The organism is Pyruvatibacter sp. (assembly GCF_040219635.1).
Classification (GTDB): domain Bacteria; phylum Pseudomonadota; class Alphaproteobacteria; order CGMCC-115125; family CGMCC-115125; genus Pyruvatibacter.
The window spans coordinates 710,670-736,252 of the sequence record NZ_JAVJSC010000003.1 but is presented as its reverse complement, the minus strand read 5'-3'; the positions used below and the strand labels follow the sequence as shown (position 1 = coordinate 736,252).

Below are 25,583 nucleotides of genomic sequence, written 5' to 3'. Positions count from 1 at the left end.
CACGGGCGGGGGCATTCGTTTGCCTAGGGCCGCCCAGATGCCGGAAAACGGGCCTTCCCGTTCTGCCGGACCGCACGCGAACCAAGCGGGCCTTCCCGATGATCCGTGTGCGGATTTTTTTGTACCAACGCCCGCCGCGGAAAATTGCCGGGGCGGGCGTTTGTTTTTGGTGTGTTAGCGGCGGATGCCCAGACGCTGGATCAAGTCCTTGTAGCGCGGCTCGTCCTTGGCTTTGACGTAATCCAGCAGGCGGCGGCGCTGGCTGACCATTTTCAGCAAGCCGCGGCGGGAGTGATTGTCCTTGCCGTGGCCCTTGAAGTGATCCGTCAGATTTGCAATCCGCTCGGTGAGGATGGCGACCTGCACTTCGGGAGAGCCTGTGTCGCCGTCCTTGGTGCCGTATTCTTTGATGAGCGCTGTTTTGCGCTCTTGGGTAATCGACATCGGGCGTCCTTTCTTTGGCACCCCGTCCAAAACGAGGCGCTGTTTGATGTCTTCCCTCAGGAGGGAAGGTTGAAAACGCGCGTGGGGCGAAGCTCGCCTTGTCCGGCTTCACACAAGGCAACAGGTTGCCCGTGAAGCATGGCGCATACAGTGCCGTTGACAATGGGAGCGTCCCGTCCACGCGACAGAACCGCCTGACCTTGCTTTAATCGCGCCGCATCATTGCCACTCACGGCCAGTGCCGGGATGTCGTCCAGCGCGGTCTCAAGGGGCAATAAAAAAGGCGCCTTGGGGTCTGGCGCGGGCGGACTATTGCTCAAATCGTCCGGCTTTTCCACCTGTAATTGGGAGCCTGCCTGGGTGAGCGTGTCCAGCGCCACGGCGTCCGCCTCGCTGAACGGGCCGACGCGCAGGCGGCGCAGCATGGCCACATGGCCAAAAGTCCCCAGATCCTGCGCCAGATCGCGGGCAACGGCCCTCACATACGTGCCCTTGCCGCAGGTCATTTCCAGCGTTGCTTCGTCCGCGGATGGCTGGTCGATCAGCTCCAGACGGTGGATTTCGACCGTCCGGGACTTTATCTCGACCGTTTCGCCGTCGCGGGCCAAATCATAGGCGCGTTCGCCATTGATCTTGACGGCAGAATATTGCGGCGGGGTCTGGCTGATTTCACCGATATATTTTGGCAGACCAGCAATGATCTGCTCGCGGGTGGGGCGTGCATCGCTGGTGTTCGTCACCCTGCCTTCGCGGTCATCGGTGTCGCGGGCCTCGCCCCAGCGGATGGTGAAGCGGTATTCCTTGGAGGCATCCACCAAAAAGGGCACGGTCTTGGTCGCCTCGCCCAGAGCGACCGGCAAAATGCCGGAGCCAAGCGGGTCCAGCGTGCCCGCGTGCCCGGCCTTTTGCGCGTTGAACGCACGGCGGACTTTTGACACCACGTGGGTGGATGTGGGGCCAACGGGCTTATCGACCACCACCCATCCTGAAACAGGCAGGCCTTTTTTGCGGCGACCCATGGGTTAGTCGCTCTTATCGGTTGAGTTGGTGTCGCGGGCCACTTCGGGCGACCGCAACAGGCTGTCGATGTGGGAGCCCTCGGCGAAGCTCTTGTCGATCTCGAAGGTAAGATCGGGGGTGTATTTGGTGGTCATGCGCTTGCCCAGTTCGCCGCGCAGATATTTGCGGTTGCGCCGGAGTGCTTCCAGCACGTCTGCCTCGCCCTTACCGCCCAGCGGCTCAATAGCCACACGGGCATTGCGCAGGTCCGGCGACGGGCGCACTTCGGTTACGGTCACGATGGTGGTTTCCAGCACCGGGTCGTGCACATCTCCGCGCGCAAGAAGCTCACTCAGCACATGGCGAATGAGTTCTCCAACCCGCAACTGGCGTTGCGAGGGGCCGCGCGGGCCTGAGGCTTTTTCACGTCGCTGCATGTTTGTAACCGGTTTGGGATGACCCCGGAGTTCCCTAGAGCACCCGCTCCACTTCGGTCACATCGAAACACTCAATGGTGTCGCCCTTGCGGATGTCCTGATAGTTCTCAAACGACATGCCGCATTCCTGACCCGACTGAACTTCCTTCACTTCATCCTTGAAGCGCTTGAGCGTTGACAGCGTGCCTTCGTGGATCACCACGTCATCGCGCAGCAGGCGCACTTTCGAGCCGCGCTTGACGGTGCCTTCGGTGACGCGACAGCCGGCCACCTTGCCAACCTTCGAGACGTTGAAGACCTCCAGAATCTCGGCATTGCCGAGGAACGTCTCGCGCAATTCCGGCCCAAGCACACCGGCCATGGCGGCTTTGACGTCGTCCACCAGATCGTAGATCACCGCATAGTAGCGAATGTCCACACCCTGCTGGCGGGCCGCATCCCGTGCGGGCGCATTGGCACGCACGTTGAAGCCCAGAATGGCAGCGCCCGAAGCTGCTGCCAGCGTGACATCACTTTCGGTGATGCCGCCAACACCTGCGTGCAGTATGCGGGCCATGATATCGTCCGTACCCGCCTTATCGAGCGCACCGATGATGGCTTCAACCGACCCCTGCACGTCACCCTTCACAACCAGCGGCACTTCTTTTTTGTCTGCGGTCTGAAGCTGGGTGAACATCTGCTCCAGCGAGCCGCGCGCTGAACCGGCAGCGCGTTTGTCGCGAGCGAGGCCCGTACGGTATTCAGTGATTTCACGGGCGCGGGCTTCGTCTTCCACAACGGAAATGCTGTCGCCGGCCTCCGGTGTGCCGCCGAGGCCAAGCACGGCAACGGGCTCAGACGGGCCGGCTTCGCTTACCTGCTCGCCGCGATCATTGATGAGGGCGCGGACCTTGCCCCACTCAGCACCGGCGACCAGCACGTCGCCGACTTTCAGCGTGCCGCGCTGAACAAGCACGGTGGCCACGGGGCCACGGCCCTTGTCGAGCTGGGCTTCAATCACAAGGCCGTCGGCGGCCCGGTCCGGGTTGGCTTTGAGCTCAAGAAGCTCCGACTGCAGAAGAATGGCTTCTTCCAGCTTGTCGAGATTCATTTTCTTGAGCGCGGAGACTTCAACTTCCTGCACGTCGCCGGACATGCTTTCCACGACAATTTCGTGTTGCAGCAAATCCGTCCGTACACGGTTGGCATCCACATCAGGTTTGTCCATCTTGTTGATGGCCACGATGATGGGCACGTTCGCCGCCCTGGCGTGATTGATGGCTTCGATGGTCTGCGGCATCACGCCGTCATCGCCTGCCACAACCAGGATAACGATGTCAGTCGCCTTGGCCCCACGCGCACGCATGGTGGTGAAGGCTTCATGGCCCGGCGTATCAAGGAAGGTAATCCGCTCACCGCCCGGCATCCGCACCTGATAGGCGCCAATGTGCTGGGTGATGCCACCGGCCTCGCCCGCCACAACATCGGTCTGGCGCAGGGCATCAAGAAGTGATGTCTTGCCGTGGTCAACGTGGCCCATGACGGTGACAACCGGCGCGCGCGGACGCAGATCAGCTTCGTCGTCGTCCGTGCCTTCAAGGCCGACTTCCACGTCAGCAGCAGACACGCGCTTGACGGTGTGACCCATTTCTTCGGCAATCAACTGCGCGGTATCCGCGTCGATCACGTCATTTATCTGCATCATCTGGCCCTGTGCCATCAGCAGCTTGATCACGTCCACGGCGCGCTCGGTCATGCGGCTGGCCAGTTCCTGAACCGTGATGGTGTCGGGAATCTTGACCTCGCGGTGAACCTTCACCTGCTCCTGCTGACCGCCCCGGGCGCGCTTTTCGCGCTGCTGGCGGCGGCGCATGGCGGCAAGCGAGCGCTGGCGCGGTTCGTCGTCCAATGCGTTTGAGATGGTCAGTCGGCCACGGCGGCGCTCGGCAGTGGGCGCGCGCTTGGTGGTTGCTGCATCTTCTTCGCGCTTCTTGGTGACCGGCGTGGGTGTTTTGGTCTTGGCGCCAGGCTTAGCTTCGCCGGGCTCAAGGGGCACACCGTCGGCTTCGGCTTCTTCCTTGGCCTGCAGGGCGGCGGCCTTGTCGGCCTTGGCCTTGGCTTCGGCCTCGCGACGCGCGCGCTCTTCTTCCTGCGCCAGACGCTCGGCTTCCTCAAGGGCTGCCACGCGCTCGGCCTCTTCGGCAATCTTGCGGCGCTCGGCGTCTTCCTTGGCTTTTTGACGTTCGGTCTTTTCGCGTTCGCGGGCCTCTACAAGGGCGCGACCGCGGGCGTCTTTTTCATCATCGGTCAGCGTGCGCAGCACCATGTTGCCGCGCGCGCGGGCTTCACGCTCGGGGCGTTCGGCACGGGCGGGTTTGGCGTCCTGGGGGGCTGCTGCGGGTGCGGCTTTTTTGGCGGCAGACTTAGCGGCAGGCTTGGCAGCCGGTTTGGCGGCTGGTGTGGAGGCAGCCTTTGCCGTGGACTTCGCGGCAGGCGTAGCTGCGGCCTGTTCGGCCGCGGGCGTGCTGGCGGCTTTTTTCTCTGCTGCCGGTACAGCCTCAGGTGCCTTGGCGGCGGTTTTCGCCGCAGGCTTCTTTTCGGCAGCAGCCGCGGCTGCCGCCTTGTCTTTTGTCGGCGCAACACGACGGCGCTTCTTCTCAACCAGCACCGCCTTGGAGCGGCCATGGGAGAAGTTCTGCCGCACATGACCGGACTCGACCGTGCGGCCAAGCGTCAGCTTGCCGCCGGATGCGCGCGGCGTCCGGGTGGGGCCTGCTGCTCCGCCGGTTTCGCCGTCTTCGGTGTCCGTATCCTTCGTCTCGCTCATGCGAACCCTTCAAAACCTTGTCGTCACGGGTGCCGCCCGCCCAATATCCAAGGCGTGGCATGACCCACCATACGGGGGCAACCCCCCACTCAAGCTCCGCCGAGGAACCCCTGCAAACGCCCGACCTCACCCAAAATGAGGTCGGCTAACCTGTCGTCCGTCCGCGCCCGTGGACCCTTAACCGTGTCCGGCGCATCGGATGGCAACCTATCCGGCACCCCTCCTTTTGGGGGGGGGCCGCCTGCAGTCAGGGCAGCATGTACCACATTTGCCCGCCCCAATGCCAAACCCAATTGTTCTGCCGAAAAAACGGCAATAACGGGGGCCTCGACTTTGGCCGCCAGCGACCGCCCGTTGCGCTGGCCTTCATTGCCTGCATCAGACGCCAGAAACAGCGCCGCCACGTGGGTTCTGGCTGTTGTCTGTTCAACCGCTTCTTCAACTTTGGTGAGGCCCGCATAAAGCTGCCCCGCCTTCTTTGCCAGCCCCAAAAGCGCCAGAATCCGCGCCTTCAGGCCCGCTTCCACCTGATCCGCCAGTGTTTCTGCGGCCTTCACCTTTGCCTTGGCGGCGCGGGCAAACAGCCCTTTTTGGGCCGCCTTGTCCACCGCCTGCCGGGAGGCCGACACCCAGATACCGCGCCCCGGCAACTTGCCGTCAATATCCGGCACCACGGTGCCATCCGGGCTGACCGCAAACCGCACAAGGGTCTGCGGGGTGCCCGGCTCGCCGGTGACAATGCATTTGCGCTCCGGGCGCTTCTTGTGGCCGGCGCGCTCGCGGCGTTGCTGCGGTGTGGTTACGTCCTCAGGCTTCACTCAGCCGGTGCCTCCTCAGCGTCCACCTCACCGTCGCCCGCGTCGTCTCCTGCTTCCGCCGCTTCGGCGTCAGCCCGCATGGCCGCCAGATCTTCTTCGGTGATCCAGCCGGCCTTGACGCGGGCCGCCATGATGATGTCTTCGGCGTCCGCCGCCGACACATCGTGGCCATCAAGGAAGCCCGGCTCGCGGCGGCGTTCGCCATCCACCGTTTCGTAGTATCCGGTGAGGTCGTCCGTTGCACAGCCCGCCAGGTCTTCCAGCGATTTCACGTCGTTTTCGCCAAGCGATACCAGCATGGCCGCGGTGATGCCGGGCACCTCGCCCACTTCATCGGCCACGCCAAGCTCCTTGCGTTTGGCGTCGCGTTCCGCGTCGAGCTTTTCAAGATATTCGGTGGCGCGCGCCTGGATCTCGGACGCCGTCTCTTCATCAAAACCTTCGATGTCAGCCACTTCCTCGGCGTCCACATAGGCGATTTCTTCGACCGTGGCGAAGCCTTCGGACGCCAGAAGCTGTGCAATTACCTCGTCCACGTCCAGCGCCTGTTCAAACAGTTGCGAGCGTTCGGCGAACTCTGCCTGACGGCGTTCGCTTTCTTCGGCCTCGGTCAGAATATCAATGGTCCAGCCGGACAGCTGCGAGGCCAGGCGCACGTTCTGGCCACGGCGGCCAATGGCCAGCGACAACTGGTCGTCGGGCACCACCACTTCAATGCGCTCGGCATCTTCGTCGAGCACCACCTTCACCACTTCCGCCGGGGCCAGCCCGTTGACGATGAAGGTTGCAGGGTCCGGCGACCACTGGATGATGTCGATCTTTTCGCCCTGCAACTCGTTGACCACGGCCTGCACACGGCTGCCGCGCATACCCACGCAGGCGCCAACAGGGTCAATCGAGCCGTCGTTGGAGATCACGGCGATCTTGGCACGGCTGCCGGGATCACGCGCCACGGCACGGATTTCGATGATGCCATCGTAGATTTCCGGCACTTCCTGTTCAAACAGCTTGGCCATGAATTGCGGGTGGGTGCGCGACAGGAAAATCTGCGGGCCGCGCGGCTCGCGGCGCACATCAAACACATAGGCGCGGATGCGGTCGCCGGTGCGGAATGCCTCGCGGGGGATCTGTTCGTCGCGGCGGACAATGGCTTCGGCGCGACCAAGGTCAACAATGACGTGGCCATATTCAACGCGCTTGACCAGCCCGTGAATGATGTCGCCGATACGGTCCTTGTATTCATCGAACTGGCGGTCGCGTTCTGCGTCGCGCACTTTTTGCACGATCACCTGCTTGGCGGTCTGGGCGGCGATACGACCAAAATCAATCGGCGGCAGCGGCTCGGTCAGAAAGTCGCCAACCACGGCAGCCGGGTTGCGGACCTGCGCGTCCTTGAGGGAAATCTCGGTGGCGTCGTTTTCGACTTCCTCCACCACTTCCTGCAGACGGTTGAGCTTGATCTCGCCGGTGGTGGGATCAATCTCGGCGCGGATTTCGTTTTCCGCGCCATAGCGTGAGCGCGCCGCCTTTTGAATGGCGTCTTCCAGCGCTTCAATGACGATGGCCTTGTCGATCGACTTTTCGCGGGCGACCGCATCTGCGATCTGCAACAACTCCAGCCGGTTGGCGCTAACAGCCTGTGCCATGGGTGACTTACTCCGTTATGTCTTCTTCGAGTGTTTCAAGTTCGGTAGGTGCCGGATTGGCACCGCCTGATTTTTGGGCCTGCTTGATAAGCGCGTCGGTCAAAACAAGTTTGGCGTCGTGCAGATCAGCGAACGGCAGGCCGACGACCTGCGGTTGCGAAAATCCTTCAATCTCAACGGCGATGCGTATTTCACCGTCGGCGTATCCGTCCAGCAGACCGCGAAAGCGTTTGCGGCCATCAATGGGCATTTGCAGTTCCACCTTGGCGAGATGCCCGGCCCAGGTGTCAAAATCCTTTTCGCGGGTCAGCGGACGGTCGATGCCGGGTGACGACACTTCAAGCGTGTATTTGCCCGAAATCGGGTCATCCACATCCAGCGCCGCCGAAATGGCCCGCGATACTTCCTCGCAGCCTTCAATCGGCATGGTGCCGTCAGCGCGCTGCGCCATCACCTGCAACACCGGCGTGCCGGAGCCGATGATCCGGATACGGACAATCTCATAGCCCATGCTCTCGATGAGCGGTGCTATCAGCGCCTCGATCTTTTCTTCCGCCGGTGTTTTGGCCTTGAGGCTCAAACCAGATGTCTCCTGATGCCGCAAAAAGGCAAAAAAAAGGGCCCCGCGAGGGCCCCAAACCTACCGTCGCAGCCATTTTGCCTTGGTCAGCAAAACAACCGGGGTCTCAACTTGGCGCGGACCATACGCTTTTCGTTGGGAATTGCAACCGGTTGGCCCGGCAGAAGGCAGGCATGGGGCCAGGCCACCCCACCCGCATATCGGCCCCACCCGCAAATCGGCATTGCATAACATACCAACTGGTTGGTATGTTATTTGGAATGGAGGCATGAGTGCGCAAAGCGATGGCACGAACAAAGCTGCTGGAGGCCGCCCGGGACGTCATCCGGGCGCAGGGCTTCTCAGCCACGACGGTGGATGACCTGTGTGCGGCTGCCGGGGTCACCAAGGGCGCGTTCTTCCATCATTTCGCGAGCAAGGATGCGCTGGGCGTCGCGGCTGCGGATTTCTGGCACGAAACGACAAGCGCCCTGTTCGCCGCCGCGCCCTACCATGCACCGGCGGATCCGCTTGAGCGCGTACTCGCCTATGTGGATTTCCGCATTGCGCTTCTTGATGGCCCTGTCGAACAGGTGACATGTCTTGTCGGCACTATGGTGCAGGAGGCCTATGATACCAGCCCGGCGATCCGCGATGCCTGCGCCAACAGCATCTGCGGCCATGCCGCCACACTCGAAGCTGACATTGCCGCTGCCATGGCTGACCACGGCATTGCTCCGGACAGAGTTGACTGGTCACCGAGCAGCCTTGCCCTGCACACCCAGGCGGTGCTGCAGGGCGCGTTCGTTCTGGCTAAGGCCACCGGCAATGTGGGCGTGGCCATTTCCAGCACGCGCCATCTGCGCCGTTACATCGAGCTGTTGTTTGAGACCAGACCCACAACGGAGTGACTCCCCATGATCCAGCACATCTACGTCAATCTTCCTGTGGCAGACCTCGGCCGGTCCCGCCGCTTCTTCGAAGGCGTGGGCTTCTCGTTCAACGAGGACTTCAGTGACGACACTGCGGCCGGCATGGAAATCGGCGCACAGATGTCGGCCATGCTTCTCACCCATGAGAAGCTCGCACAGTTCGCGCCGACCCCGCCAGCCGACGCCCACGCGGTGACGGAAGTGCTGGTCGCCTTGCAGGTCGATACGCGCGCAGAGGTCGACCGACTGGTCGGTGCCGCACGCGACCATGGCGGCGACGAGTTCCGACCCGCCCAGGATCACGGCTTCATGTATGGCCGGGCCTTCCGCGACCCCGACGGCCATATCTGGGAAATCATGTGGATGGACCCGTCACAGATGCCCGGGGATTAGTCATTCGAACCGGAGAGAGGAGAGCAGACAATGAACCCTACATCCAAAGTCCGCACCTGCCTGTGGTTCGACACCCAGGGCGAAGACGCGGCGAGTTTCTATGTCTCGCTGATGCCGGAAAGTTTTATCGAGTCCGTCTCGCGGCCGGACCCCGCTGGCCCGGCGCTGGTGGTCGAGTTCACGCTGGCGGGCGCGCCCTACATGACGCTCAATGGCGGGCCGCATTTCGATCACAGCCCGGCGGCGTCCATCAGTGTCCTGACGAAAGATCAGACGGAAACAGACTCCTTGTGGGCCGCGCTGACGGCGGACGGCGGGACACCAAGTCAATGCGGCTGGCTGACGGACCGGTTCGGGGTCTCCTGGCAGATCGTGCCGGAGGTTCTGCCCCGGCTGATGATGTCGGATGACAAGAAAGCCGCGCAACGTGCCCATGCCAGCATGATGACCATGAGCAAGATCGACATTGCCGCGCTGGAAGCGGCGTTCAGGGGAGAAAAGACGTGACGTATGTGGATGTGATGGCGGCCGCCGTGCCGACCGCCAACAAGGACGCCTATATCGCCCATGCCCGCATGGCGGCGGAGATATTCAAGGAGCACGGCGCACTGCGGGTGCTCGAGTTCTGGGGCGATGATGTTCCGCAGGGCAAGGTCACATCGTTTCCTCTGGCGGTGAAATGCGCGGCGGACGAGACCGTGTGCTGTTCGCTCATCGAGTGGCCATCGCGCAGCGTGAGGGACGCGGGAATGCAGAAGGTGATGTCGGACGCGCGCATGGCCAGCGAGGATGCCGCCATGCCGTTTGACGGGCAGCGCATGATCTTCGGCGGCTTCGAGATGATCCTCGACGCCTGATCCGTCTGCGGATTAGCTGCGGCGGGCGAACTCAAGGTAGCAGGGTGTCCGCCCTTCGCGCAGGGCCTTGGCTTCGTAGCGGGTGCCGGGCCAGGCGTCAGGGGGTGTTGCGCGATCATTCCCGGCGCATTCGGTGAAATGGCCGTCGGCTGCGATCTCACGCAGCGTCCAGACGATATAATCGGGAATGTCGCTGGCGATTTCCAGAATGCCGCCGGGGCGGATGACGCGGGCGAGGCTTTCAAGCGTATCCGCCCCCACGAAGCGGCGCTTGTTCTGGCGGGTCTTGGGCCAGGGGTCGGGATAGAGCAGATACACGCGGTCAAGCGAGGCTGTCTCCAGTCGGTCGAGCACATCACGGGCGTCGCCATGGTGCAGGCGGACATTGCCCACATCGTGCTCTTCGATGGCGGCAAGCGTTTTGGCCACGCCATTGAGAAACGGCTCGCAGCCGATGAAGCCGGTGTCCGGGTTCTGGCGTGCCCGCGCGATGAGATGTTCGCCACCGCCAAAGCCAATTTCCAGGTGCACAGCGCAAACGCAGGAAAACACTGTATACGGATCAAGTGGTTTTGTTTGCGGAACCGCAACGCGCGGCAACACCCCGGCAAACAGCTTTTGCTGGCGTGGTGACAGGGCCTTGCCTTTGGCGCGGCCATAAATAAGGGGCCGCCGTGTGAACGGCAGCCCCTGTTTTTTGTCTGTTTCAGCCATAGAGGGGGTGATGATGCCGACTAGCTAAGCGCTGCCTTGAGCGGCTCGACCAGATCGGTCTTTTCCCACGAGAAGCCGCCGTCGGCGTCAGCGTCGCGGCCAAAGTGGCCGTAGGCTGCCGAGCGGGCATAGATCGCCTTGTTGAGAGCAAGATGCTCGCGGATGCCGCGCGGGCTGAGGTTCATGGCTTCCTGAATGGCGGCTTCAAGTTTGGCTTCGTCCACATTGCCGGTGCCGTGCAGGTCCACATAGACAGACAGGGGCTTGGAGACGCCAATGGCGTAGGCAAGCTGCAACGTACATTTGTCGGCAAAGCCCGCGGCCACAACGTTCTTGGCAACGTAGCGCGCTGCATAGGCGGCGGAACGGTCCACCTTTGTGGGATCCTTGCCGGAGAAGGCGCCGCCGCCGTGGGGAGCGGCCCCGCCATAGGTATCGACAATGATCTTGCGGCCGGTCAGGCCCGCGTCACCGTCGGGGCCGCCGATCACGAACTTGCCGGTGGGGTTCACGTAAAACTCTTCTTCCGGGCACATCCAGCCGTCAGGCAATACATCCAGCACATGCGGGCGGACAATCTCGCGCACCTGCTCGGTGGTGAGGCCTTCATCATGCTGGGTGGACACCACAACAGAGGTGGCGGCGACGGGCTTGCCGTTTTCATAGCGCAGGGTCACCTGGCTCTTGCTGTCTGGGCCAAGGCCGGATTTGGCGTCGGCGTGGCGGGCATCGGCCAGCGATTTCAAAATGCGGTGGGAGAACACGATGGGGGCGGGCATCAGCACGTCGCTTTCGCGGCAGGCATAGCCGAACATGATGCCCTGGTCGCCCGCACCTTCATCCTTGTTGCCGGCAGCGTCCACACCCTGGGCAATATCCACGGACTGGGCGTGCAGCAGCACGTCGACATCAGCATTTTTCCAGTGGAAGCCGTCCTGCTCGTAGCCGATATCCCTGATGGCGGCGCGGGCCACTTCCTCAAACGGGGCGGGCTTCACCCGGTCGCCGTCGCCATGCAGGCTGTCGGGCACGCGGACCTCACCGGCAATCACCACCTTGTTTGTGGTGGTGAGGGTTTCAGCGGCGACGCGCACCAGCGAGGCATCCATGCCTTCATCGGCGGCGGTACGGAAAATCAGATCGACAATTTCGTCGGAGACACGATCACAGACCTTGTCCGGGTGGCCTTCTGAAACGGATTCACTGGTGAACAGGTAGCTTGAACGTGCCACGGCGGAAAATCTCCCCAACTGGAATGCGGACCGGCAAGGGGCTGGTCACAAGATGCGGCTTAAGGCCAAAAGGCGGCGGGACTTGGAAACGCTGGCGTTCTTGCCGGGTTTGCCGCTTGCCGTCAAGGTGCGGGGGCTACAGGTGGCTGGAACGGTGTGGCGTGAGAATGTATGCGCGGGCAGCCATGTTAATCGGCAGCTACGTCCTGCGCCTTCGCCATATGCTTCAGCAGGTCGATGACCGAGCGGCGGACGGCAGGATCCCTGATCTCGAAGAAAGCGCGGTTGAGCTGCAGGCCTTCTGAGCTCGAGACAAAATCCATGACAAAGGATGCGCCGTCGCCTTCGGCGAAGGCCATTTCACCCTCGCCCGCAGACGCGGGAGCCAGTTCTTCATAAAAATACTGCACCGGAACGCCCAGAATGCGCGACACCTCAAAAAGGCGGCTGGCACCGATACGGTTGGTGCCCTTTTCGTATTTTTGAACCTGCTGGAAGGTAAGCCCAAGCTGCTCGCCCAGCTTCTCCTGGCTCATGCCCACCAACAGGCGGCGCAGCCGCACACGGCTGCCGACATGAACGTCGATCGGATTAGGCTCTTTGCGGGCCACCTGGTGTTCCTTCCGGCCAAAATTACACAAATATTTCGTGTTTTCCTGAAATGCACACATACCTATGAGTGCATCGCACGACTTTGGCCTTTACCGGAAGCGTATGTCAAAGACTATAGGCGCGCCCTGCCGCACAACTTATGGTTGTGGTTAATATGCGAAACTACTCGTTAGGTCGGGCAGGTCTCAACCAATATATAGATGCCGCCAGAAGCACAAGGAGTACAATGAAGATGGAATATCCTGCGCGCGCGTAAATGGTTTCATTTAATGCACCGGGCAAATACTCATCTATTACTCCGGCTTCTCCAATGTCCAGCGTTCGGCGCATTTGACCACGCGGGCCGATAACTGCGGAAATGCCTGTATTGGCGGCACGGACAAGCGGAAGCCCCTCCTCCACTGCACGCATCCGGGCCTGATACAGATGCTGGCGGGGGCCGATCGAATCACCAAACCATGCGTCGTTTGTTGCATTCAGCAGCCAACCGGGACGGGTCTCTCCCACAACATTACCGGGAAATATCACCTCGTAGCAGACCAGCGGTCCCATGGCCGGTGCGCCGGGCACCGAAATGGTGCGCGGGCCGGGGCCTGTCTCGTAACCGCCACGCTGGCGAGTGAGTTGTTGCAGGCCGATGGCCTCAAGCAGCCCCTGGGCGGGCAGATATTCGCCAAACGGCACCAGGTGTGCCTTGTCGTAAATCGCGCCGATGCGGGCATCGTGATCCAGCACCATCACGGAATTGAAAAAGCGCGCCCACCGGCCATCGGGCTCAGCGCGGGGCAGGGGCTCCGCGCGCACCGCCCCGGTAATGAGGTGCACGCCGTCAGGCAATATGTCTGCCACCAGCGCGCGGGCATCGGCGTTGTCGGCCAGCAAGAAGGGCGGCGCGCTTTCGGGCCAGATCACATGGGTGATACCCGCCAGATCATTTTGTCCACGGCTCAGGCGCAGCAGACGGGAGAAATTGGCGGCACGCAGTTCCGGGCGCCATTTGTCTTTCTGGGCAATGTTGGGCTGGACGATGCGCAGGGTGACACCCCCAACATCTGCGGGCAGGGGCTGCGCCAGCCGCACCATGCCGAACACCAGCAGGCCCGCAGGCAGGCCGATGGCCAGAACGCCCGCTGCAATCACGCGGGCACGCACGGCTTTGGGGCTTGCCGCAAGGCCGGGGCCGGCCAGCAGCGCTGGCGCTGTGGCCACCAGCGCTGCAACCACCGTGTGGCCATACAAGCCCCACACCGATGTGGCCTGCACCAAGGCGTCCGACACCGAAAGCGTGTAGCCCAGCGTGTTCCACGGCAGACCCGTCAAAATGTTGCCGCGCAGCCATTCGGCGATGACAAACATCAAGGCCAACGCCAACACGCGCGCAACACCCCGGCGCGCGATAGCGCGCGCGGCGACGGCGGCAAAGGCAAAGAACAAGGCCAGTCCGCCGGGCAGGATGGCGGCCACAAACGGGATCATCCACGCAAAGGCATCTGCTTCGACCAAAAACGCCGAGCCGATCCAGTAGAGGCCTGCGAGAAAAAAACCAAAGCCGAAGCCCCATGCCGCAAGCGCCGTTGCGCGCCAGCCGGCAAACGGATGGTCAGCATCCGGCTCAATGCCGTCGAGCATCCAGATCAGCAGCGGATACGTGACGAACAGCAACGGCCAGAGCCCGAAAGGCGGCATTGCCAGAACGGTGATCGCGCCCGCCGCGAGTGACAGCGCGAGACGCTGACGCGCAGTGCGCGCCGCGCACCACGCAGCAATAGAAGCGACAAGGCGCATATTCAGTCCGTCGTCGGCTTGGTATCAGGGTCGTTACTGGTGTCGGCCGTTTTTGCAGCGGAAATCGCGGCCGTACCGGGATGCACCACAAGACGCTTGATGCGCCTCGGGTCAGCGTCGGCAATTTCAAACTCAATGCCGCAAGGGTGCGGCACCATCTCGCCGCGCTGCGGCACGCGGCCCAGCATGTCGAACACAAGGCCGCCCAGCGTATCGAGCTCGGCTTCGCGCTCCTCGTCCAGCAGGGTGATACCCAGCATCTCTTCGAGGTCGTTGATTTCGGCGCGGGCGGCAGCGTCTATCAGGCCATCAGGGCGGCGCACGAGGTCGGGCAATTCTTCGGTGTCGTGCTCGTCTTCGATTTCACCGACTATTTCCTCAACCAGATTTTCGATGGTGACGAGGCCGTCGGTGCCGCCATATTCATCAATCACCAGCGCCATGTGGACGCGGCTGGCCTGCATCTTCAACAGCAGGTCGATGGCCGGCATGGAGGGGGGCACATAAATGAGGTCGCGCTGGATGCTGGCGACGGTGAAGGGTGCTTTGGCTTCTGCTTTGGAGTCGGGCTGGGTGTCGGCCATCCAGCCCAGCAGATCCTTGATGTGGACCATGCCGCGCGGGTCATCGAGGGTCTCACGATAGACCGGCAGGCGGGAGTGATTGGCCTCGCGGAAGGCTGCCACAAGGTCGTCCAGCGAAATGCCCTCTTCCACCGCCACAATGTCGAGGCGGGGCACCATGACGTCTTCAGTGCGCAGTTCGCTGAACCCAAGCAGATTAACGAACATATCGCGTTCAGCGGGAGACAGTTCCGGCCCGCCTTCGCGGTCGTCGCCGAACACCGCATCCAGCGATGCGCCAAGCGAGCCGGGTTCGGTGCCGCCCATAACATAGCGCCAGGCGCGTGCAAGACGCTGGCCCAGCGGCTGGGTGCTGCTGCCGTTTGCGCTTGCCGTGCCGTTTGCGGGTATCTCGCGGGGGGCTTGGGTCGGCGTTTCGACTGGGGTCTTGGAGGCCAGAGCCATGAGGGTAAGATTCCTGTTGCCGGGCGGGAGGGCGATGTGTGTTCGGTCGGCCCGGCTTTGGTGTGTTTTATCAGTTATGCCGCATATGGGTCGGGCACGCCAAGACCCGCAAGAATAGCACGTTCGCGGGCCTCCATCGCCTCAGCATCGGCATCCGTTTCGTGGTCCATGCCCTGTAAATGCAACATGCCATGCACCACAAGATGCGTCAGGTGATGGGCCAGCGATTTGCCCTGCGCATCGGCTTCAGCGATCAGTGTTTCAAGGCCAAGCGCGATATCGCCCAGGTGGCGCGGCATGTCCGGCAGCGGCGGCGCGACCTGCGGGGAGGGGAATGACAGCACATTTGTGGGCTTGTCCTTGCCGCGCCATTCAAGGTTGAGCGCCTGCATGGCTGCGTCGCTTTCAAGGGCGACGCTGACCTCACCCACAAACCCGCGATCGAGTGAGGCCATGGCGGCACTGCGCACGCATTGCTCTGCATACGGAATGTTTTTCCATGCCTCGTGCGCATGGGTGACATCAATCACCACCGAAGCGGACGACCCGGGCACCTGCAGTTCAGCGGTGCCGGGATGGCTAATCGTCGGCATTGTCGGCATCTGACTCGGGGGTTGCCCTGGGGGCGGTCGGGGCTGTGCGGGGGGTGGTTTTGGTCTCCAGCAACGACCGCTCGCTGCGCGAATAGGCCTCGACAATGCGTGTCACCAGCGGGTGTCGCACCACGTCCACATTGGCAAACTCGGTGACGGCCACGCCGGGAACACCGTCGAGCACGTCGCGGGCTTCGCGCAGGCCGGACTTGGCCCCCAGCGGCAGGTCAACCTGTGTCGGGTCGCCGGTAATGGCCATGCGGGAGTTTTCGCCCAGACGGGTCAGAAACATTTTCATCTGCACGGATGTGCAGTTCTGTGCTTCGTCGAGAATGATATAGGCGTTGGAGAGCGTGCGCCCGCGCATGAAGGCAAGCGGGGCGACTTCTATTTCGCCGGACTCAAGCGAGCGCGCCACCTGCTCGGCGGGCAGCGTGTCATACAGCGCGTCATACAAGGGGCGCAGATACGGGTCGATTTTTTCGCGCAGGTCGCCGGGCAAAAAGCCCAGCCGCTCGCCTGCTTCAACAGCGGGACGCGACAGGATGATACGGTCCACCTGGCCCTGAATGAACAGCGATACACCAGCCGCCACCGCCAGATAGGTTTTGCCGGTGCCCGCAGGGCCAAGACCAAACACAAGTTCGCTTGATTGCAGCGCCTGCATATACAACGCCTGATTTTCCGAGCGCGGCTCAATTATGCGGCGCTTGGTGACAAGCTGCACACTGCCGGAGCCGCGCCGCGCGGCAGGCACCGTGCTGGCGGTCATGCGCACGGCCCCGTCCACATCGGCCATGGCAACATCCTGCCCCCGCTTGAGTTTGGCATAAAGGTCGCTCAGTGCACGCGCTGCCTGATCGCGCGCCTCCTGCGAGCCGCGAATGGCCACGCGGTTGCCGCGCGGGGTGAGGGTGACGCCGGTCAGTTGCTCAACCCGTGCAAGGTTGCAATCGGCAACGCCGGCCAATGCGCCCAGCAGGTGGTTGTCATCAAAATCAAGCACCACAACGTCAGGCCGGGCGCCGCTCTGGGCGCGCACGCCGCTTGATTGGGGGCCGGACTGTGGTGTTGACTGAGCATCAGCGTTTGCAGCGGGTGCGGGTGTTCCAACGCTCAAGCAGCATCTCCCTTGGCCAGATCGGCATGTGTGGGGTGGGGGGTGTGGTGGGGTGTGTGGTCAGGCGCGTTCGCCAGCCGTCCGGACAGGCTGTTGGGGTGGGCCGCTTCAATCACAACGTCGGCAATCTGTCCGCGGCGGTGGGCGGGGGCGTCGAGATGCACCGCCTGCAAATAGGGTGTGCGGCCGGCAAGCTGACCATCACGTTTTCCCACACGGTCCAGCAACACCGGCAAGGTGCGGCCAACCACTGACTGATTGAACGCATGTGATTGCTCACTCAGCAGCGTCTGCAGGCGGGCAAGCCGTCCAGCCTTCACGTCTTCCGGCACCTGCGCGTCATTGGTGGCGGCGGGCGTGCCGGGGCGCTGGGAGTATTTGAATGAATAGGCCTGCGCGTAGCCGACCTCACGGACGAGGCTCATGGTTGCGTCAAAGTCGGCGTCGGTTTCACCTGGGAAGCCGACGATGAAGTCACCGGACAGCGCAATGTCGGGGCGGATAGCGCGCAGCTTTTCGATCAGTGTGAGATAGTCATGCGCCGTATGCTGACGATTCATCGCCTTGAGAATACGGTCCGAACCCGCCTGCACCGGCAGATGCAGATAGGGCATGACTTTTTCAAGATCACGGTGAGCAGCGAACAGATCATCGTGCATGTCGCGCGGGTGACTTGTTGTGTAGCGCAGGCGCTCGACGCCGTGAATGTCCGCCAGCGCAAACAAAAGGCGGCCAAGGTTTGACGGCGCGCCGGTGCCGTCATCGCCATGCCAGGCGTTGACGTTCTGGCCCAGCAGCGTGATTTCCTTCACGCCCGCGTCCACCAGCCCGCGCGCTTCTGCCAGCAACTGTGCCATCGGGCGCGAGACTTCAGAGCCGCGGGTGTAGGGCACAACGCAAAACGTGCAAAACTTGTCGCAGCCTTCCTGCACCGTAAGAAATGCCGTGGGGCCACGGCCAAGCGTGACTTTCTTGCTGGCGGCAGGCAGGTGCTCGAACTTGTCTTCTTCGGGAAACTCGGTTTCCACCGGACGCTCGCCGTCGCGGGCGCGCTCAACAAGGCCGGGCAGCCGGTGATAGGCCTGCGGGCCGACGACAAAATCCACAACCGGGGCACGCGCCAGCATCTCCTCGCCTTCCGCCTGCGCGACGCAGCCGGCCACACCGATGGTGAGTGGCTGGCCTGCCTTGAGACGGCGCTCCTTGAGGGCGCGCAGGCGGCCAAGCTCCGAATAGACCTTTTCGGCAGCTTTTTCGCGGATGTGGCAGGTGTTGAGAATGACAAGGTCTGCGCCGTCTGCGGCGGGCACTGTCTGGTAGCCCTGAGGCGCCAAAGCGTCCGACATGCGGTCGCTGTCATAGACATTCATCTGGCAGCCATAGGTCTTGATAAAGAGCTTGGGACTGTTGGGTATGTTCGGCAAAGCGGGTGGGTGGCTCCTTATGGGATCACATCTTTCAAATGGCGGATACGCGACGAAGATCAGAGCCTATTTATGCGCCCGTTTTACCCAGACCTCAACTCACAGCCTTAACGGGCACCGGTGATATGGACCTTGCCCACAGAGGTGTTGCAGGCTGATGACAGCCGCTTCGCGTTCGCGCGCGCGCCCCTTACTCACGGGGGCATTGGCCAGCTGCGGGTCAGGCAGCCACCCGGCCTGAGATCGCGCGCGCCACGCCGTCGGCCACTTTCGCCTCGCAATAGGTGGCCAGCGCCTTGCGCGTACCTGCATGGGTGATGGAGACCGGATCGTGATATTCCATCACCACGTCAATCGGCCCGGTCTGGAAAACTTCCCACAGATGCGGCACCAGATCCATGTCGCCATACCAGGCAAAATAGGGCCGGTAATAGCGCCCCATCGGAATGCCGTGCACGCGCGTATAAGCCAGCGACACGGGCTGCACCATCACCATATCGTCGAGCGCGCCGTCATCGCCCACGACACTCATTTGTGCCACCGACATCAATGCGCTCTTGAACGGCAACACCCGGTTGCCGTCGCTTGAGGTGCCTTCGGGAAACAGGATCAGCGTATCGCCCGCGACGATGCGGCCATGTATCTGGTTGCGGTGTTCACGGGTTTTGGTGCGGCGTTCGCGCTCGACAAATACCGTGCGCTGAAGCTTGGCCATCTGCCCGAACAGGGGCCATGTCGCCACCTCGCTTTTGGCAATGAACGACACCGGCGTCACCGTGCTCATGACCGGAATATCGAGATAGGACGTGTGGTTGGCGCAGATCAGCACTGGTTTATCGGTGACGGGCTTGCCCTTGACGGTGACGCGGATGCCGATCACCAGACACAGGAGCCGGTGATATATCTGCGGCAGTCTGCGCGAGCCGGGAAGGTTGAACTTCACCAGCACCCACTGGAACGGCATCATGACCAGCGTCATCGCCACAAAGCAGAATGCTCTTGTTACCGCACGCCAGGTCGCCATCTTTTTTCGCCTTCTTGAAACCCGCAGCGGACCATCCGCCCGCCCTGATGCGGGCTAGCCGGTTGCGGTGTTTTTCTTTGCAATCGGCACGCCATACAGTTCAAGGCGATGGTCCACCAGTTCGTAGCCCAGTTCGCGGGCGACAATCTCCTGAAGACGCTCGATTTCTTCGTTGTTGAACTCAACAACTTCGCCGGTCTGCACATCAATCAGGTGGTCGTGGTGGTCGTCGGTAGCAGGTTCATAGCGCGAGCGGCCATCCCGAAAATCATGGCGCTCCAGAATGCCCGCCTCTTCAAACAGGCGCACGGTGCGATAGACGGTGGCAATAGAGATGTTTGAATCAACCGCCGAGGCCCGGCGATAGAGTTCTTCCACGTCCGGGTGGTCGTCGGCGGCAGAGAGCACGCGCGCAATGACGCGGCGCTGCTCGGTCATGCGCATACCTTTTTCGATGCAGAGATTTTCCAGCCTGTCCATGTGTCTCAACTATCCGTCTTTTGCTCAATCGCGCAGACGCGGTCGAGCTTGTCGGCCACCGCGCGCCGCAATTAACCTAGTCCATGAGGGGGGCGGCGTCATCTTTTTGCCGCGCCCAATCCCATATGCCCTTTATGGGGTTAGGCGTCTTTGTCAGGCGCCCATCGCAGCACGAGCGCATCCACAGGCGTTGTCCCCAGGTGGGTGTAATAACCCTTGCGCAGGCCTGTCTGCACAAAACCAAGGCTTTGGTAGAGCGCAATTGCCGGGGCGTTGGTGGCGGCCACCTCCAGATAAACCTCCGGGCAGTCCACCGCCAGCGTGGTTGTGAGGCCGCCGATCACCAGCGCACGGGCATTGCCGCGCCGTTCATGGTCAGGGTCCACGGCGAGCGTCAGTATTTCAGCCTCGCCTGCTGCGGCGCGCATCAGGATGAAGCCGGTAAGCGCTGCGTCGCTGCCGGACACAAGCCCGAACGTGCCCGGCGTTTGCAGGAGGCGCAAAATGGCAGGAGCGTGCCATGTAGCTTCGGGTGGAAACGCGCGGGCATGAATATCAGCAAGGTCCGCAACGTCATGCACCGTTGCCGGGCGAATGTCGGGCGCAAAGTCGGTTTTGCCAGGGCCTGCGGCCTGATCCTTGTCCGCATTGGCTTCAGGCATGGGGCAGCGCCCCGCCATTTGCAGGCTCTTTGGCGTCAGGCGGGCGCAGATAAAGCGGCGACGGCGGGCCAACGCGGTCGTCAGGTGCGACCAGCGCCAGCCGCGCAACCCAGTCAGCTTTGGGGGCCCAGAGGCTTTGGTCCACCACCACAACGTCGCTGCTGCGCTGCTGCGCGGCCAGGGCCTCAGCCAGTTTGGGCGCACCGGAACCCGTCAGGTTTACCAGCCCCGATGGCACTGCATCGGCGGCGGTTGTGATGTCCACAACGGATGGCGCGACGACCAGCGTGCCCAGGGGATCAACAATCTGCAGATAGACTTCATCATTACGCGCATCAAACGCGATGACGCCCGCGCGCAACGGCTGGTCGGCTTCGGGCTCTGGAAGCGTCACGGCCACTGCTTCAAGCGTCGATACGCCAACTATGGGAATGTCGTGAGACACGCCAAAGCTGCGCGCAGCCGCGAGGCCGACGCGAAGTCCCGCAAATGTGCCGGGGCCGACGGTAACGCCGATACGCGTCAGGTCTTCAAGGCCAATGTCTGCGGCCTCCAGCACAGCCCCGATCATCGGGATCAGCGCTTCGGCGTGGCCGCGCTTCATGGGCTCGCAGGCACTCGCCACAACATGACCCGTGCGGGACACGACAGCGACCTGACAGGCATCCATCGCCGTATCAAAGCCGAGCACATAAACATCTGAAGGGGGGGGCACGGAGCGTTCCGCCGTCAGATTATTTTTGCAGCGTCGTCGAACGCAAGGCGCGGCGAACGCGGGTCGAGTTTTGCCGCATCGCCGTAGCCGATGTTGCACAGGAAGTTTGACTTGATCGTTGTGCCGGCAAAAAACTCAGCGTCCACACCCGCCTGATCGAAACCCGACATCGGCCCGCAATCAAGCCCCAGCGCGCGGGCAGCAATTATGAAATAGGCGCCCTGCAGGGTGCCGTTGCGAAACGCTGTCTGCTCGGCAAACTCCGCAGACCAGTTGAACCAGTTTTTTGCATCCGGGTTGTGCGGAAAAAGCTCCGGTATTTTTTCATAGAACTCAAGGTCATGGCCGATGATGGCGCAGACGGGCGCCGCCATGGTCTTTTGCTGATTGCCTTCCATCAGCAGCGGCTTGAGTTTTTCCTTTGCCTCTTTGCTCTGTACAAAGATGATCCGCGCCGGTGAACAGTTGGCCGAGGTCGGCCCCATGCGCATGATGTTGTAGAGTTCTGTCAGCGTCGCCTCGCTCACGGGCTTTTCGAGCCAGAAATTGTGCGTGCGGGCATCCATGAAAATCTGGTCGAGGGCGGATTGAGCGATCTTTTCGGCCATGAGGCTTGTCCTGATATTGCGCGGTTCGTGGTGCGGCATAGTACACAAAAGCACGCGTCATCTCAGACCCGATCCGGGAGGAGCTGATCCGGGACGACATGCGCTGGAAAAATTAGAAGGGCGACTAGACCGCGCGGACTTCCTGAACTTCGGGCACGAAATGTTTGAGCAGGTTTTCAACGCCGTTTTTGAGCGTTGCTGTTGAGGCCGGGCAACCGGCGCAGGCACCGATCATGTTGAGATAGACGACGCCATCCTCAAAGCCGTGAAACACGATGTCGCCACCGTCCTGCGCAACGGCGGGGCGCACGCGGGTGTCGAGAATGTCCTTGATCTGGGTGACCAGCGGGCCGTCGTCGTCCCCGGCGGCGGCATGGCCGGTGGCGTTTTCAGCCCCTTCGGCCATCAGCGGAGCGCCCGATGTGAAATGATCCATGATCGCGCCCAGCACCGAGGGGCGGATGTGGGTCCAGTCCACGGCATCCGACTTGGTGACGGTTACAAAGTCGCTGCCGAAAAACACACCCTCAATGTCGCCCAGCGCGAACAGCCGGTCTGCCAGCGGCGAGGCCTTGGCGCCTTGCGCATCGGTGAAATCAGCTGTGCCTGACGGCATCACTTGCTGTCCCGGCAAAAACTTCATTGTGGCCGGGTTGGGCGTGGATTCGGTCTGGATAAACATGCTTGTTCTCCGGTTGCGGGTGAATACCCGACTTGTAGCGTTGGTTATGTTCTAAATGGAGCAAACCATGCCCCAGTTCAACCATTTGAACCGTGTGGGAATAACCGCGTGCCGGGATTTGGGTCTAGGCCAGCAGGTTGATCTGCTCTTCGGACAAATCGCCGGGCACGATGGTGACGGGGATGCCGAAACCGCCCGCCGCGTCGCTGGCGATGGAGGAGACCAGCGGGCCGGGGCCTTCCTTGCTGGTGCCTGCGCCCAGCACGAGAACGGAAATGTCAGGGTCTTCTGAAATCAGCTGCGCCATTTGTTCACGCAGCTTGCCTTCGCGGATGATGAGTTCAGGGCGCACACCAAACTGGTCATAGGCCTGGGCGGCCAACTTGTGCAGCACGCGCTCGGCTTCTTCCATGGCTTCTTCGCGCATCAGGTTTTCTACGCCCAGCCAATGCTGAAAATCAGCCGGGCCGATGACCGCCAGCAGCGTTACCGCGCCATCCGTGTGGGCGGCACGCAGAGTGGCAAAATGCAACGCCTTGCTTGCTTCCGGTGAGCCATCGGCAATCACCAGAAACTTGCGCTTGCGCACCGGCGGCGCTTTGGGTGCCGGATTGTCAGGCATCGGCTCTGACCACTCGGTTTTGGACCCGGTTGGGGTGGGTGCTTTGCTCATGTACGAAGGCTGCCCGACCTTGGGGGGATGCTGCAAGCGGCAAGTTTGTCCGGCCGCGACTTAACCACGCCCACAGGTTTAATGACTTATTTCAGCAGAATGTTGCTGATCTCGCGCAGCTGGGTGCGGGCGCGCAGCAGGTAAAAACCCTGCGATGCCAGGTGGCTGGGCACAAACTGCGCGTCCGGCGCGCCATCAATAATCACCCACGGATTGAGATCAACGGTCTGCTGCATCGAGGACATCAGCTCGTCCCATGCGTCGCCCAGTTCGCGCTCCACAATGAGCGCATCAAAATCACGGCGCAGTTCGCGCAGGATCAGGTAATAGCCATAGACCTGGCCCTTGGTGAAATAGAAGATATCGTCCGCGTCCGGATCAATCGGGAACCCCGACGATTCAACCACGTGCCGGTCAAGCACCGCAGACGTGGAGCCGATGTCGAGCGCAATACGGTCCAGCGTGGCCAGCAGATTGTCGGCGCGCTTCTGGAACGTGGCGTCACCGGCGGCAAGGCGCGAGTTGTAGGTGCGCAGCGCGCGCAGGGCACGGCGGTATTGCGCTTCGGACGTGGCGGTGGGGGCAAGCGACACCGTTGGGTCCCACACCCATACGTCGCCGGGATATTGCAGCAGGCCTGCGGCTGATTGCAGGTCTGCGTCTGCTTCGCTGGAACCGCGGGTACGGCCCAGTTGGTCTGTCAGTTCAAACGAGAAGCGTGCCAACGCGGCGATAACGCCCTTTTGGAAATTGGGCATGTTGTCGATGATGGCGGTGGGCATGAAGAACGGGTCATTGGCCACCCAGCCATTCTGGTTGACCTCACGGTCGATCAGATCAGCGGCGATGGCCACCGCGCGGCTTTGACCGGGCAAGACCTCGCCCTGGATTTCAAAATTGAGATTGTCGTCCACCTTGTGGGACCACCACGCGCCGAGCGGATAATACAGCAGCAAAAATACCGCCAGCACGAGCGCGATGCGGCGCAGCCATACGCCTTCAAGGCGCGGCATCCAGCTACGGGCCCCTGAGCGCGCCGGACGCGCGGCTTTGGTGCCGGCGTCGCGATAGGCCCATTTGGTGCGCAGGGAGTTGGCGCTGTCGCGAACCTTGTCGAGCATGCCCATATGGCGGATGTGCCTCTTTAGCTGTGTGGCCAAAGCTGTGTGGCCGGCGGCGCATCAAAGTGAAGCGCTGCTTCTACATAAGAACCCTGGGGTTTGGATCAAGTCAGCGCCCGGTCAGGCTCCCACAAACCCCACAATTGCCTTGGTATCCGCGATGATGGGCGCGGCCAGCGCTGCCGCACGGCCAGCGCCTTCGTTCAGCACGGTTTCAAGGTGGCCGGGGTCTGCCTTGAGGCGGCGCAGTTCATCGGACACCGGCGCGAGCGTGGACACCGCCAATTCGGTCAGGTCTTTCTTGAACTCTGAAAACTGCGTCCCGGCAAATCGGTCCACGACAGCGAGCTTTGGCTCCTGCGCAAGGGCGGCATAGATGCCGATCAGATTTTCTGCTTCCGGGCGGCCGATAAAGCCGGTTGCTTCGCCGGGCAGCGGTTCAGGGTCTGTTTTGGCCTTGCGGATTTTCTGGGCGATGGTGTCGGCGTCATCATCCATGTTGATACGGCTCATGTCGGAGGGGTCGCTCTTCGACATTTTCTTGGTGCCGTCGCGCAGGCTCATCACGCGCATGGCGGGGCCTTCAATCAACGGCTCGGGCTGCGGGAAGAACTCATCTGTATTCGTCTGTGTACGGATAGCATCGCCATAGTCATGGTTGAACTTCTGGGCAATGTCGCGGGCCAGCTCGAGGTGCTGCTTTTGATCCTCGCCCACCGGCACATGCGTTGCCTTGTAGGTGAGAATGTCCGCCGCCATCAGGCTTGGATACACATACAGGCCCGCAGACGCATTCTCGCGGTTTTTGCCGGCCTTTTCCTTGAACTGGGTCATGCGGTTAAGCCAGCCGATGCGCGTCACGCAATTGAATATCCACGCCATTTCAGCGTGGGCGGCCACCTGGCTCTGGTTGAAGATGATGTTTTTGGCAGGGTCGAGGCCCGCCGCCAGATAGGCTGCGGTTACGCCCAGCGTATTTCGGTGCAGCTCTTTGGGATCCTGAAACACGGTGATGGCGTGCATATCCACAACGCAATACAGGCACTCGTAGCTGTCCTGAAAGTCAGCAAAGCGGCGGATGGCACCCAGATAGTTGCCAAGGGTCAGCGTGCCTGTGGGCTGCACACCGGAAAACACACGTTCAGCGAAAGACATTTTGCGACTTGCTCCAATACACCCGGAGGTGGAGGCCGGGCACGCGCCTTATGGCGTGCCCGTC

The 25,583-nt window shown here is 61.9% G+C and carries 28 protein-coding genes; 4 read left to right on the top strand and 24 right to left on the bottom strand.

Translation table 11 applies throughout. The features are described from left to right. Positions 1-174 precede the first annotated feature (174 nt). From rpsO to rimP, 7 genes are all read right to left on the bottom strand, one after another. Positions 175-444 (bottom strand): 30S ribosomal protein S15, encoded by a 270-nt coding sequence (gene rpsO, locus RIB87_RS06955; protein WP_350144924.1) that lies wholly within the window; start codon positions 442-444, stop codon positions 175-177. Between the two features lie 56 nt (positions 445-500). After that, entirely contained in the window at positions 501-1,463 is a 963-nt protein-coding gene (gene truB, locus RIB87_RS06950) for a tRNA pseudouridine(55) synthase TruB (protein ID WP_350144922.1), read from the bottom strand. A 3-nt stretch (positions 1,464-1,466) separates the two neighbouring features. Further along, a complete protein-coding gene (rbfA, locus tag RIB87_RS06945) occupies positions 1,467-1,880 on the bottom strand; it encodes a 30S ribosome-binding factor RbfA (RefSeq protein ID WP_350144920.1) in 414 nt (137 codons plus the stop codon). 34 nt (positions 1,881-1,914) lie between these two features. Next, positions 1,915-4,686 carry a translation initiation factor IF-2 gene (gene infB, locus RIB87_RS06940; RefSeq protein ID WP_350144918.1) on the bottom strand — a complete coding sequence of 924 codons (2,772 nt, stop codon included), beginning with the start codon at positions 4,684-4,686 and terminating at the stop codon, positions 1,915-1,917. A gap of 89 nt (positions 4,687-4,775) precedes the next feature. Beyond that, positions 4,776-5,504 carry an RNA-binding protein gene (locus RIB87_RS06935; RefSeq protein ID WP_350144916.1) on the bottom strand — a complete coding sequence of 243 codons (729 nt, stop codon included), beginning with the start codon at positions 5,502-5,504 and terminating at the stop codon, positions 4,776-4,778. Continuing rightward, positions 5,501-7,150 carry a transcription termination factor NusA gene (gene nusA, locus RIB87_RS06930; RefSeq protein ID WP_350144914.1) on the bottom strand — a complete coding sequence of 550 codons (1,650 nt, stop codon included), beginning with the start codon at positions 7,148-7,150 and terminating at the stop codon, positions 5,501-5,503. The genes RIB87_RS06935 and nusA overlap by 4 nt, the downstream gene beginning before the upstream one ends. 7 nt (positions 7,151-7,157) lie before the next feature. Then, positions 7,158-7,730, bottom strand: a complete 573-nt coding sequence (gene rimP / locus RIB87_RS06925) for a ribosome maturation factor RimP (RefSeq protein WP_350144912.1) — start codon at positions 7,728-7,730, stop codon at positions 7,158-7,160. 284 nt (positions 7,731-8,014) lie between these two features. Between rimP and RIB87_RS06920 the strand changes: the two genes are divergently transcribed. From RIB87_RS06920 to RIB87_RS06905, 4 genes are read left to right on the top strand one after another with little or no spacing between them, the layout of a single operon-like run. Next, positions 8,015-8,620 carry a TetR/AcrR family transcriptional regulator gene (locus RIB87_RS06920; protein ID WP_350144910.1) on the top strand — a complete coding sequence of 202 codons (606 nt, stop codon included), beginning with the start codon at positions 8,015-8,017 and terminating at the stop codon, positions 8,618-8,620. 6 nt (positions 8,621-8,626) lie between these two features. Next, positions 8,627-9,034, top strand: coding sequence for a VOC family protein (locus tag RIB87_RS06915; protein ID WP_350144908.1), 408 nt, complete (start codon positions 8,627-8,629; stop codon positions 9,032-9,034). Positions 9,035-9,064: 30 nt separating this feature from the next. Further along, entirely contained in the window at positions 9,065-9,541 is a 477-nt protein-coding gene (locus RIB87_RS06910) for a VOC family protein (protein ID WP_350144906.1), read from the top strand. Next, positions 9,538-9,891 (top strand): DUF1428 domain-containing protein, encoded by a 354-nt coding sequence (locus RIB87_RS06905; RefSeq protein ID WP_350144904.1) that lies wholly within the window; start codon positions 9,538-9,540, stop codon positions 9,889-9,891. The genes RIB87_RS06910 and RIB87_RS06905 overlap by 4 nt, the downstream gene beginning before the upstream one ends. 12 nt (positions 9,892-9,903) lie before the next feature. On the opposite strand, the gene trmB is transcribed toward RIB87_RS06905, so the two are convergent. The 17 genes from trmB to trpS form a co-directional block, all read right to left on the bottom strand. Continuing rightward, entirely contained in the window at positions 9,904-10,605 is a 702-nt protein-coding gene (trmB, locus tag RIB87_RS06900; protein WP_350144902.1) for a tRNA (guanosine(46)-N7)-methyltransferase TrmB, read from the bottom strand. Between the two features lie 20 nt (positions 10,606-10,625). Beyond that, entirely contained in the window at positions 10,626-11,837 is a 1,212-nt protein-coding gene (gene metK / locus RIB87_RS06895) for a methionine adenosyltransferase (protein WP_350144900.1), read from the bottom strand. 188 nt (positions 11,838-12,025) lie between these two features. After that, positions 12,026-12,448 (bottom strand): helix-turn-helix domain-containing protein, encoded by a 423-nt coding sequence (locus RIB87_RS06890; RefSeq protein WP_350144898.1) that lies wholly within the window; start codon positions 12,446-12,448, stop codon positions 12,026-12,028. A 163-nt stretch (positions 12,449-12,611) separates the two neighbouring features. Then, positions 12,612-14,234, bottom strand: a complete 1,623-nt coding sequence (gene lnt / locus RIB87_RS06885; protein ID WP_350144896.1) for an apolipoprotein N-acyltransferase — start codon at positions 14,232-14,234, stop codon at positions 12,612-12,614. Positions 14,235-14,236: 2 nt separating this feature from the next. Continuing rightward, entirely contained in the window at positions 14,237-15,262 is a 1,026-nt protein-coding gene (locus RIB87_RS06880; RefSeq protein WP_350144894.1) for a hemolysin family protein, read from the bottom strand. A 74-nt stretch (positions 15,263-15,336) separates the two neighbouring features. Further along, positions 15,337-15,855, bottom strand: coding sequence for an rRNA maturation RNase YbeY (gene ybeY, locus RIB87_RS06875; RefSeq protein ID WP_350144892.1), 519 nt, complete (start codon positions 15,853-15,855; stop codon positions 15,337-15,339). Then, positions 15,842-16,897, bottom strand: coding sequence for a PhoH family protein (locus RIB87_RS06870; protein WP_350145596.1), 1,056 nt, complete (start codon positions 16,895-16,897; stop codon positions 15,842-15,844). The genes ybeY and RIB87_RS06870 overlap by 14 nt, the downstream gene beginning before the upstream one ends. A gap of 74 nt (positions 16,898-16,971) precedes the next feature. Continuing rightward, the gene (gene miaB / locus RIB87_RS06865) at positions 16,972-18,399 is read right to left on the bottom strand and encodes a tRNA (N6-isopentenyl adenosine(37)-C2)-methylthiotransferase MiaB (protein ID WP_350144890.1); all 1,428 of its coding nucleotides are present in this window, start codon (positions 18,397-18,399) and stop codon (positions 16,972-16,974) included. Positions 18,400-18,619: 220 nt separating this feature from the next. Next, on the bottom strand, positions 18,620-19,423 hold the full coding sequence (olsA, locus tag RIB87_RS06860) for a lyso-ornithine lipid O-acyltransferase (protein WP_350144888.1): 804 nt from the start codon (positions 19,421-19,423) through the stop codon (positions 18,620-18,622). A gap of 54 nt (positions 19,424-19,477) precedes the next feature. After that, entirely contained in the window at positions 19,478-19,903 is a 426-nt protein-coding gene (locus tag RIB87_RS06855; protein WP_350144886.1) for a Fur family transcriptional regulator, read from the bottom strand. Between the two features lie 140 nt (positions 19,904-20,043). Then, the gene (locus RIB87_RS06850) at positions 20,044-20,565 is read right to left on the bottom strand and encodes a GNAT family N-acetyltransferase (protein WP_350144884.1); all 522 of its coding nucleotides are present in this window, start codon (positions 20,563-20,565) and stop codon (positions 20,044-20,046) included. Then, entirely contained in the window at positions 20,558-21,280 is a 723-nt protein-coding gene (gene tsaB, locus RIB87_RS06845; RefSeq protein WP_350144882.1) for a tRNA (adenosine(37)-N6)-threonylcarbamoyltransferase complex dimerization subunit type 1 TsaB, read from the bottom strand. The genes RIB87_RS06850 and tsaB overlap by 8 nt, the downstream gene beginning before the upstream one ends. Before the next feature lie 14 nt (positions 21,281-21,294). Continuing rightward, a complete protein-coding gene (locus RIB87_RS06840) occupies positions 21,295-21,888 on the bottom strand; it encodes a malonic semialdehyde reductase (protein ID WP_350144880.1) in 594 nt (197 codons plus the stop codon). 124 nt (positions 21,889-22,012) lie between these two features. Then, positions 22,013-22,570: a NifU family protein gene (locus tag RIB87_RS06835; RefSeq protein ID WP_350144878.1), complete on the bottom strand. Its 558-nt coding sequence runs from the start codon at positions 22,568-22,570 to the stop codon at positions 22,013-22,015. A gap of 124 nt (positions 22,571-22,694) precedes the next feature. Further along, the gene (locus tag RIB87_RS06830; RefSeq protein ID WP_350145594.1) at positions 22,695-23,192 is read right to left on the bottom strand and encodes a universal stress protein; all 498 of its coding nucleotides are present in this window, start codon (positions 23,190-23,192) and stop codon (positions 22,695-22,697) included. Positions 23,193-23,329: 137 nt separating this feature from the next. Continuing rightward, positions 23,330-24,370 carry a DUF2333 family protein gene (locus RIB87_RS06825; protein ID WP_350144876.1) on the bottom strand — a complete coding sequence of 347 codons (1,041 nt, stop codon included), beginning with the start codon at positions 24,368-24,370 and terminating at the stop codon, positions 23,330-23,332. Between the two features lie 114 nt (positions 24,371-24,484). Next, positions 24,485-25,519 carry a tryptophan--tRNA ligase gene (gene trpS, locus RIB87_RS06820; protein ID WP_350144874.1) on the bottom strand — a complete coding sequence of 345 codons (1,035 nt, stop codon included), beginning with the start codon at positions 25,517-25,519 and terminating at the stop codon, positions 24,485-24,487. Positions 25,520-25,583: the final 64 nt, after the last annotated feature.

What these genes read in the sequence shown, in the direction of transcription:
- RIB87_RS06855 (WP_350144886.1), bottom strand. Translation starts at nt 19,903, where the DNA reads ATGGACAGGCTGGAAAATCTCTGCATCGAAAAAGGTATGCGCATGACC.
- RIB87_RS06830 (WP_350145594.1), bottom strand. Translation starts at nt 23,192, where the DNA reads ATGCCTGACAATCCGGCACCCAAAGCGCCGCCGGTGCGCAAGCGCAAG.
- nusA (WP_350144914.1), bottom strand. Translation starts at nt 7,150, where the DNA reads ATGGCACAGGCTGTTAGCGCCAACCGGCTGGAGTTGTTGCAGATCGCA.
- lnt (WP_350144896.1), bottom strand. Translation starts at nt 14,234, where the DNA reads ATGCGCCTTGTCGCTTCTATTGCTGCGTGGTGCGCGGCGCGCACTGCG.
- RIB87_RS06915 (WP_350144908.1), top strand. Translation starts at nt 8,627, where the DNA reads ATGATCCAGCACATCTACGTCAATCTTCCTGTGGCAGACCTCGGCCGG.
- rbfA (WP_350144920.1), bottom strand. Translation starts at nt 1,880, where the DNA reads ATGCAGCGACGTGAAAAAGCCTCAGGCCCGCGCGGCCCCTCGCAACGC.
- trpS (WP_350144874.1), bottom strand. Translation starts at nt 25,519, where the DNA reads ATGTCTTTCGCTGAACGTGTGTTTTCCGGTGTGCAGCCCACAGGCACG.
- rpsO (WP_350144924.1), bottom strand. Translation starts at nt 444, where the DNA reads ATGTCGATTACCCAAGAGCGCAAAACAGCGCTCATCAAAGAATACGGC.
- RIB87_RS06840 (WP_350144880.1), bottom strand. Translation starts at nt 21,888, where the DNA reads ATGGCCGAAAAGATCGCTCAATCCGCCCTCGACCAGATTTTCATGGAT.
- RIB87_RS06920 (WP_350144910.1), top strand. Translation starts at nt 8,015, where the DNA reads ATGGCACGAACAAAGCTGCTGGAGGCCGCCCGGGACGTCATCCGGGCG.
- trmB (WP_350144902.1), bottom strand. Translation starts at nt 10,605, where the DNA reads ATGGCTGAAACAGACAAAAAACAGGGGCTGCCGTTCACACGGCGGCCC.
- RIB87_RS06825 (WP_350144876.1), bottom strand. Translation starts at nt 24,370, where the DNA reads ATGGGCATGCTCGACAAGGTTCGCGACAGCGCCAACTCCCTGCGCACC.
- RIB87_RS06835 (WP_350144878.1), bottom strand. Translation starts at nt 22,570, where the DNA reads ATGTTTATCCAGACCGAATCCACGCCCAACCCGGCCACAATGAAGTTT.
- RIB87_RS06910 (WP_350144906.1), top strand. Translation starts at nt 9,065, where the DNA reads ATGAACCCTACATCCAAAGTCCGCACCTGCCTGTGGTTCGACACCCAG.
- RIB87_RS06850 (WP_350144884.1), bottom strand. Translation starts at nt 20,565, where the DNA reads ATGCCTGAAGCCAATGCGGACAAGGATCAGGCCGCAGGCCCTGGCAAA.
- ybeY (WP_350144892.1), bottom strand. Translation starts at nt 15,855, where the DNA reads ATGCCGACGATTAGCCATCCCGGCACCGCTGAACTGCAGGTGCCCGGG.
- infB (WP_350144918.1), bottom strand. Translation starts at nt 4,686, where the DNA reads ATGAGCGAGACGAAGGATACGGACACCGAAGACGGCGAAACCGGCGGA.
- olsA (WP_350144888.1), bottom strand. Translation starts at nt 19,423, where the DNA reads ATGGCGACCTGGCGTGCGGTAACAAGAGCATTCTGCTTTGTGGCGATG.
- truB (WP_350144922.1), bottom strand. Translation starts at nt 1,463, where the DNA reads ATGGGTCGCCGCAAAAAAGGCCTGCCTGTTTCAGGATGGGTGGTGGTC.
- RIB87_RS06880 (WP_350144894.1), bottom strand. Translation starts at nt 15,262, where the DNA reads ATGGCTCTGGCCTCCAAGACCCCAGTCGAAACGCCGACCCAAGCCCCC.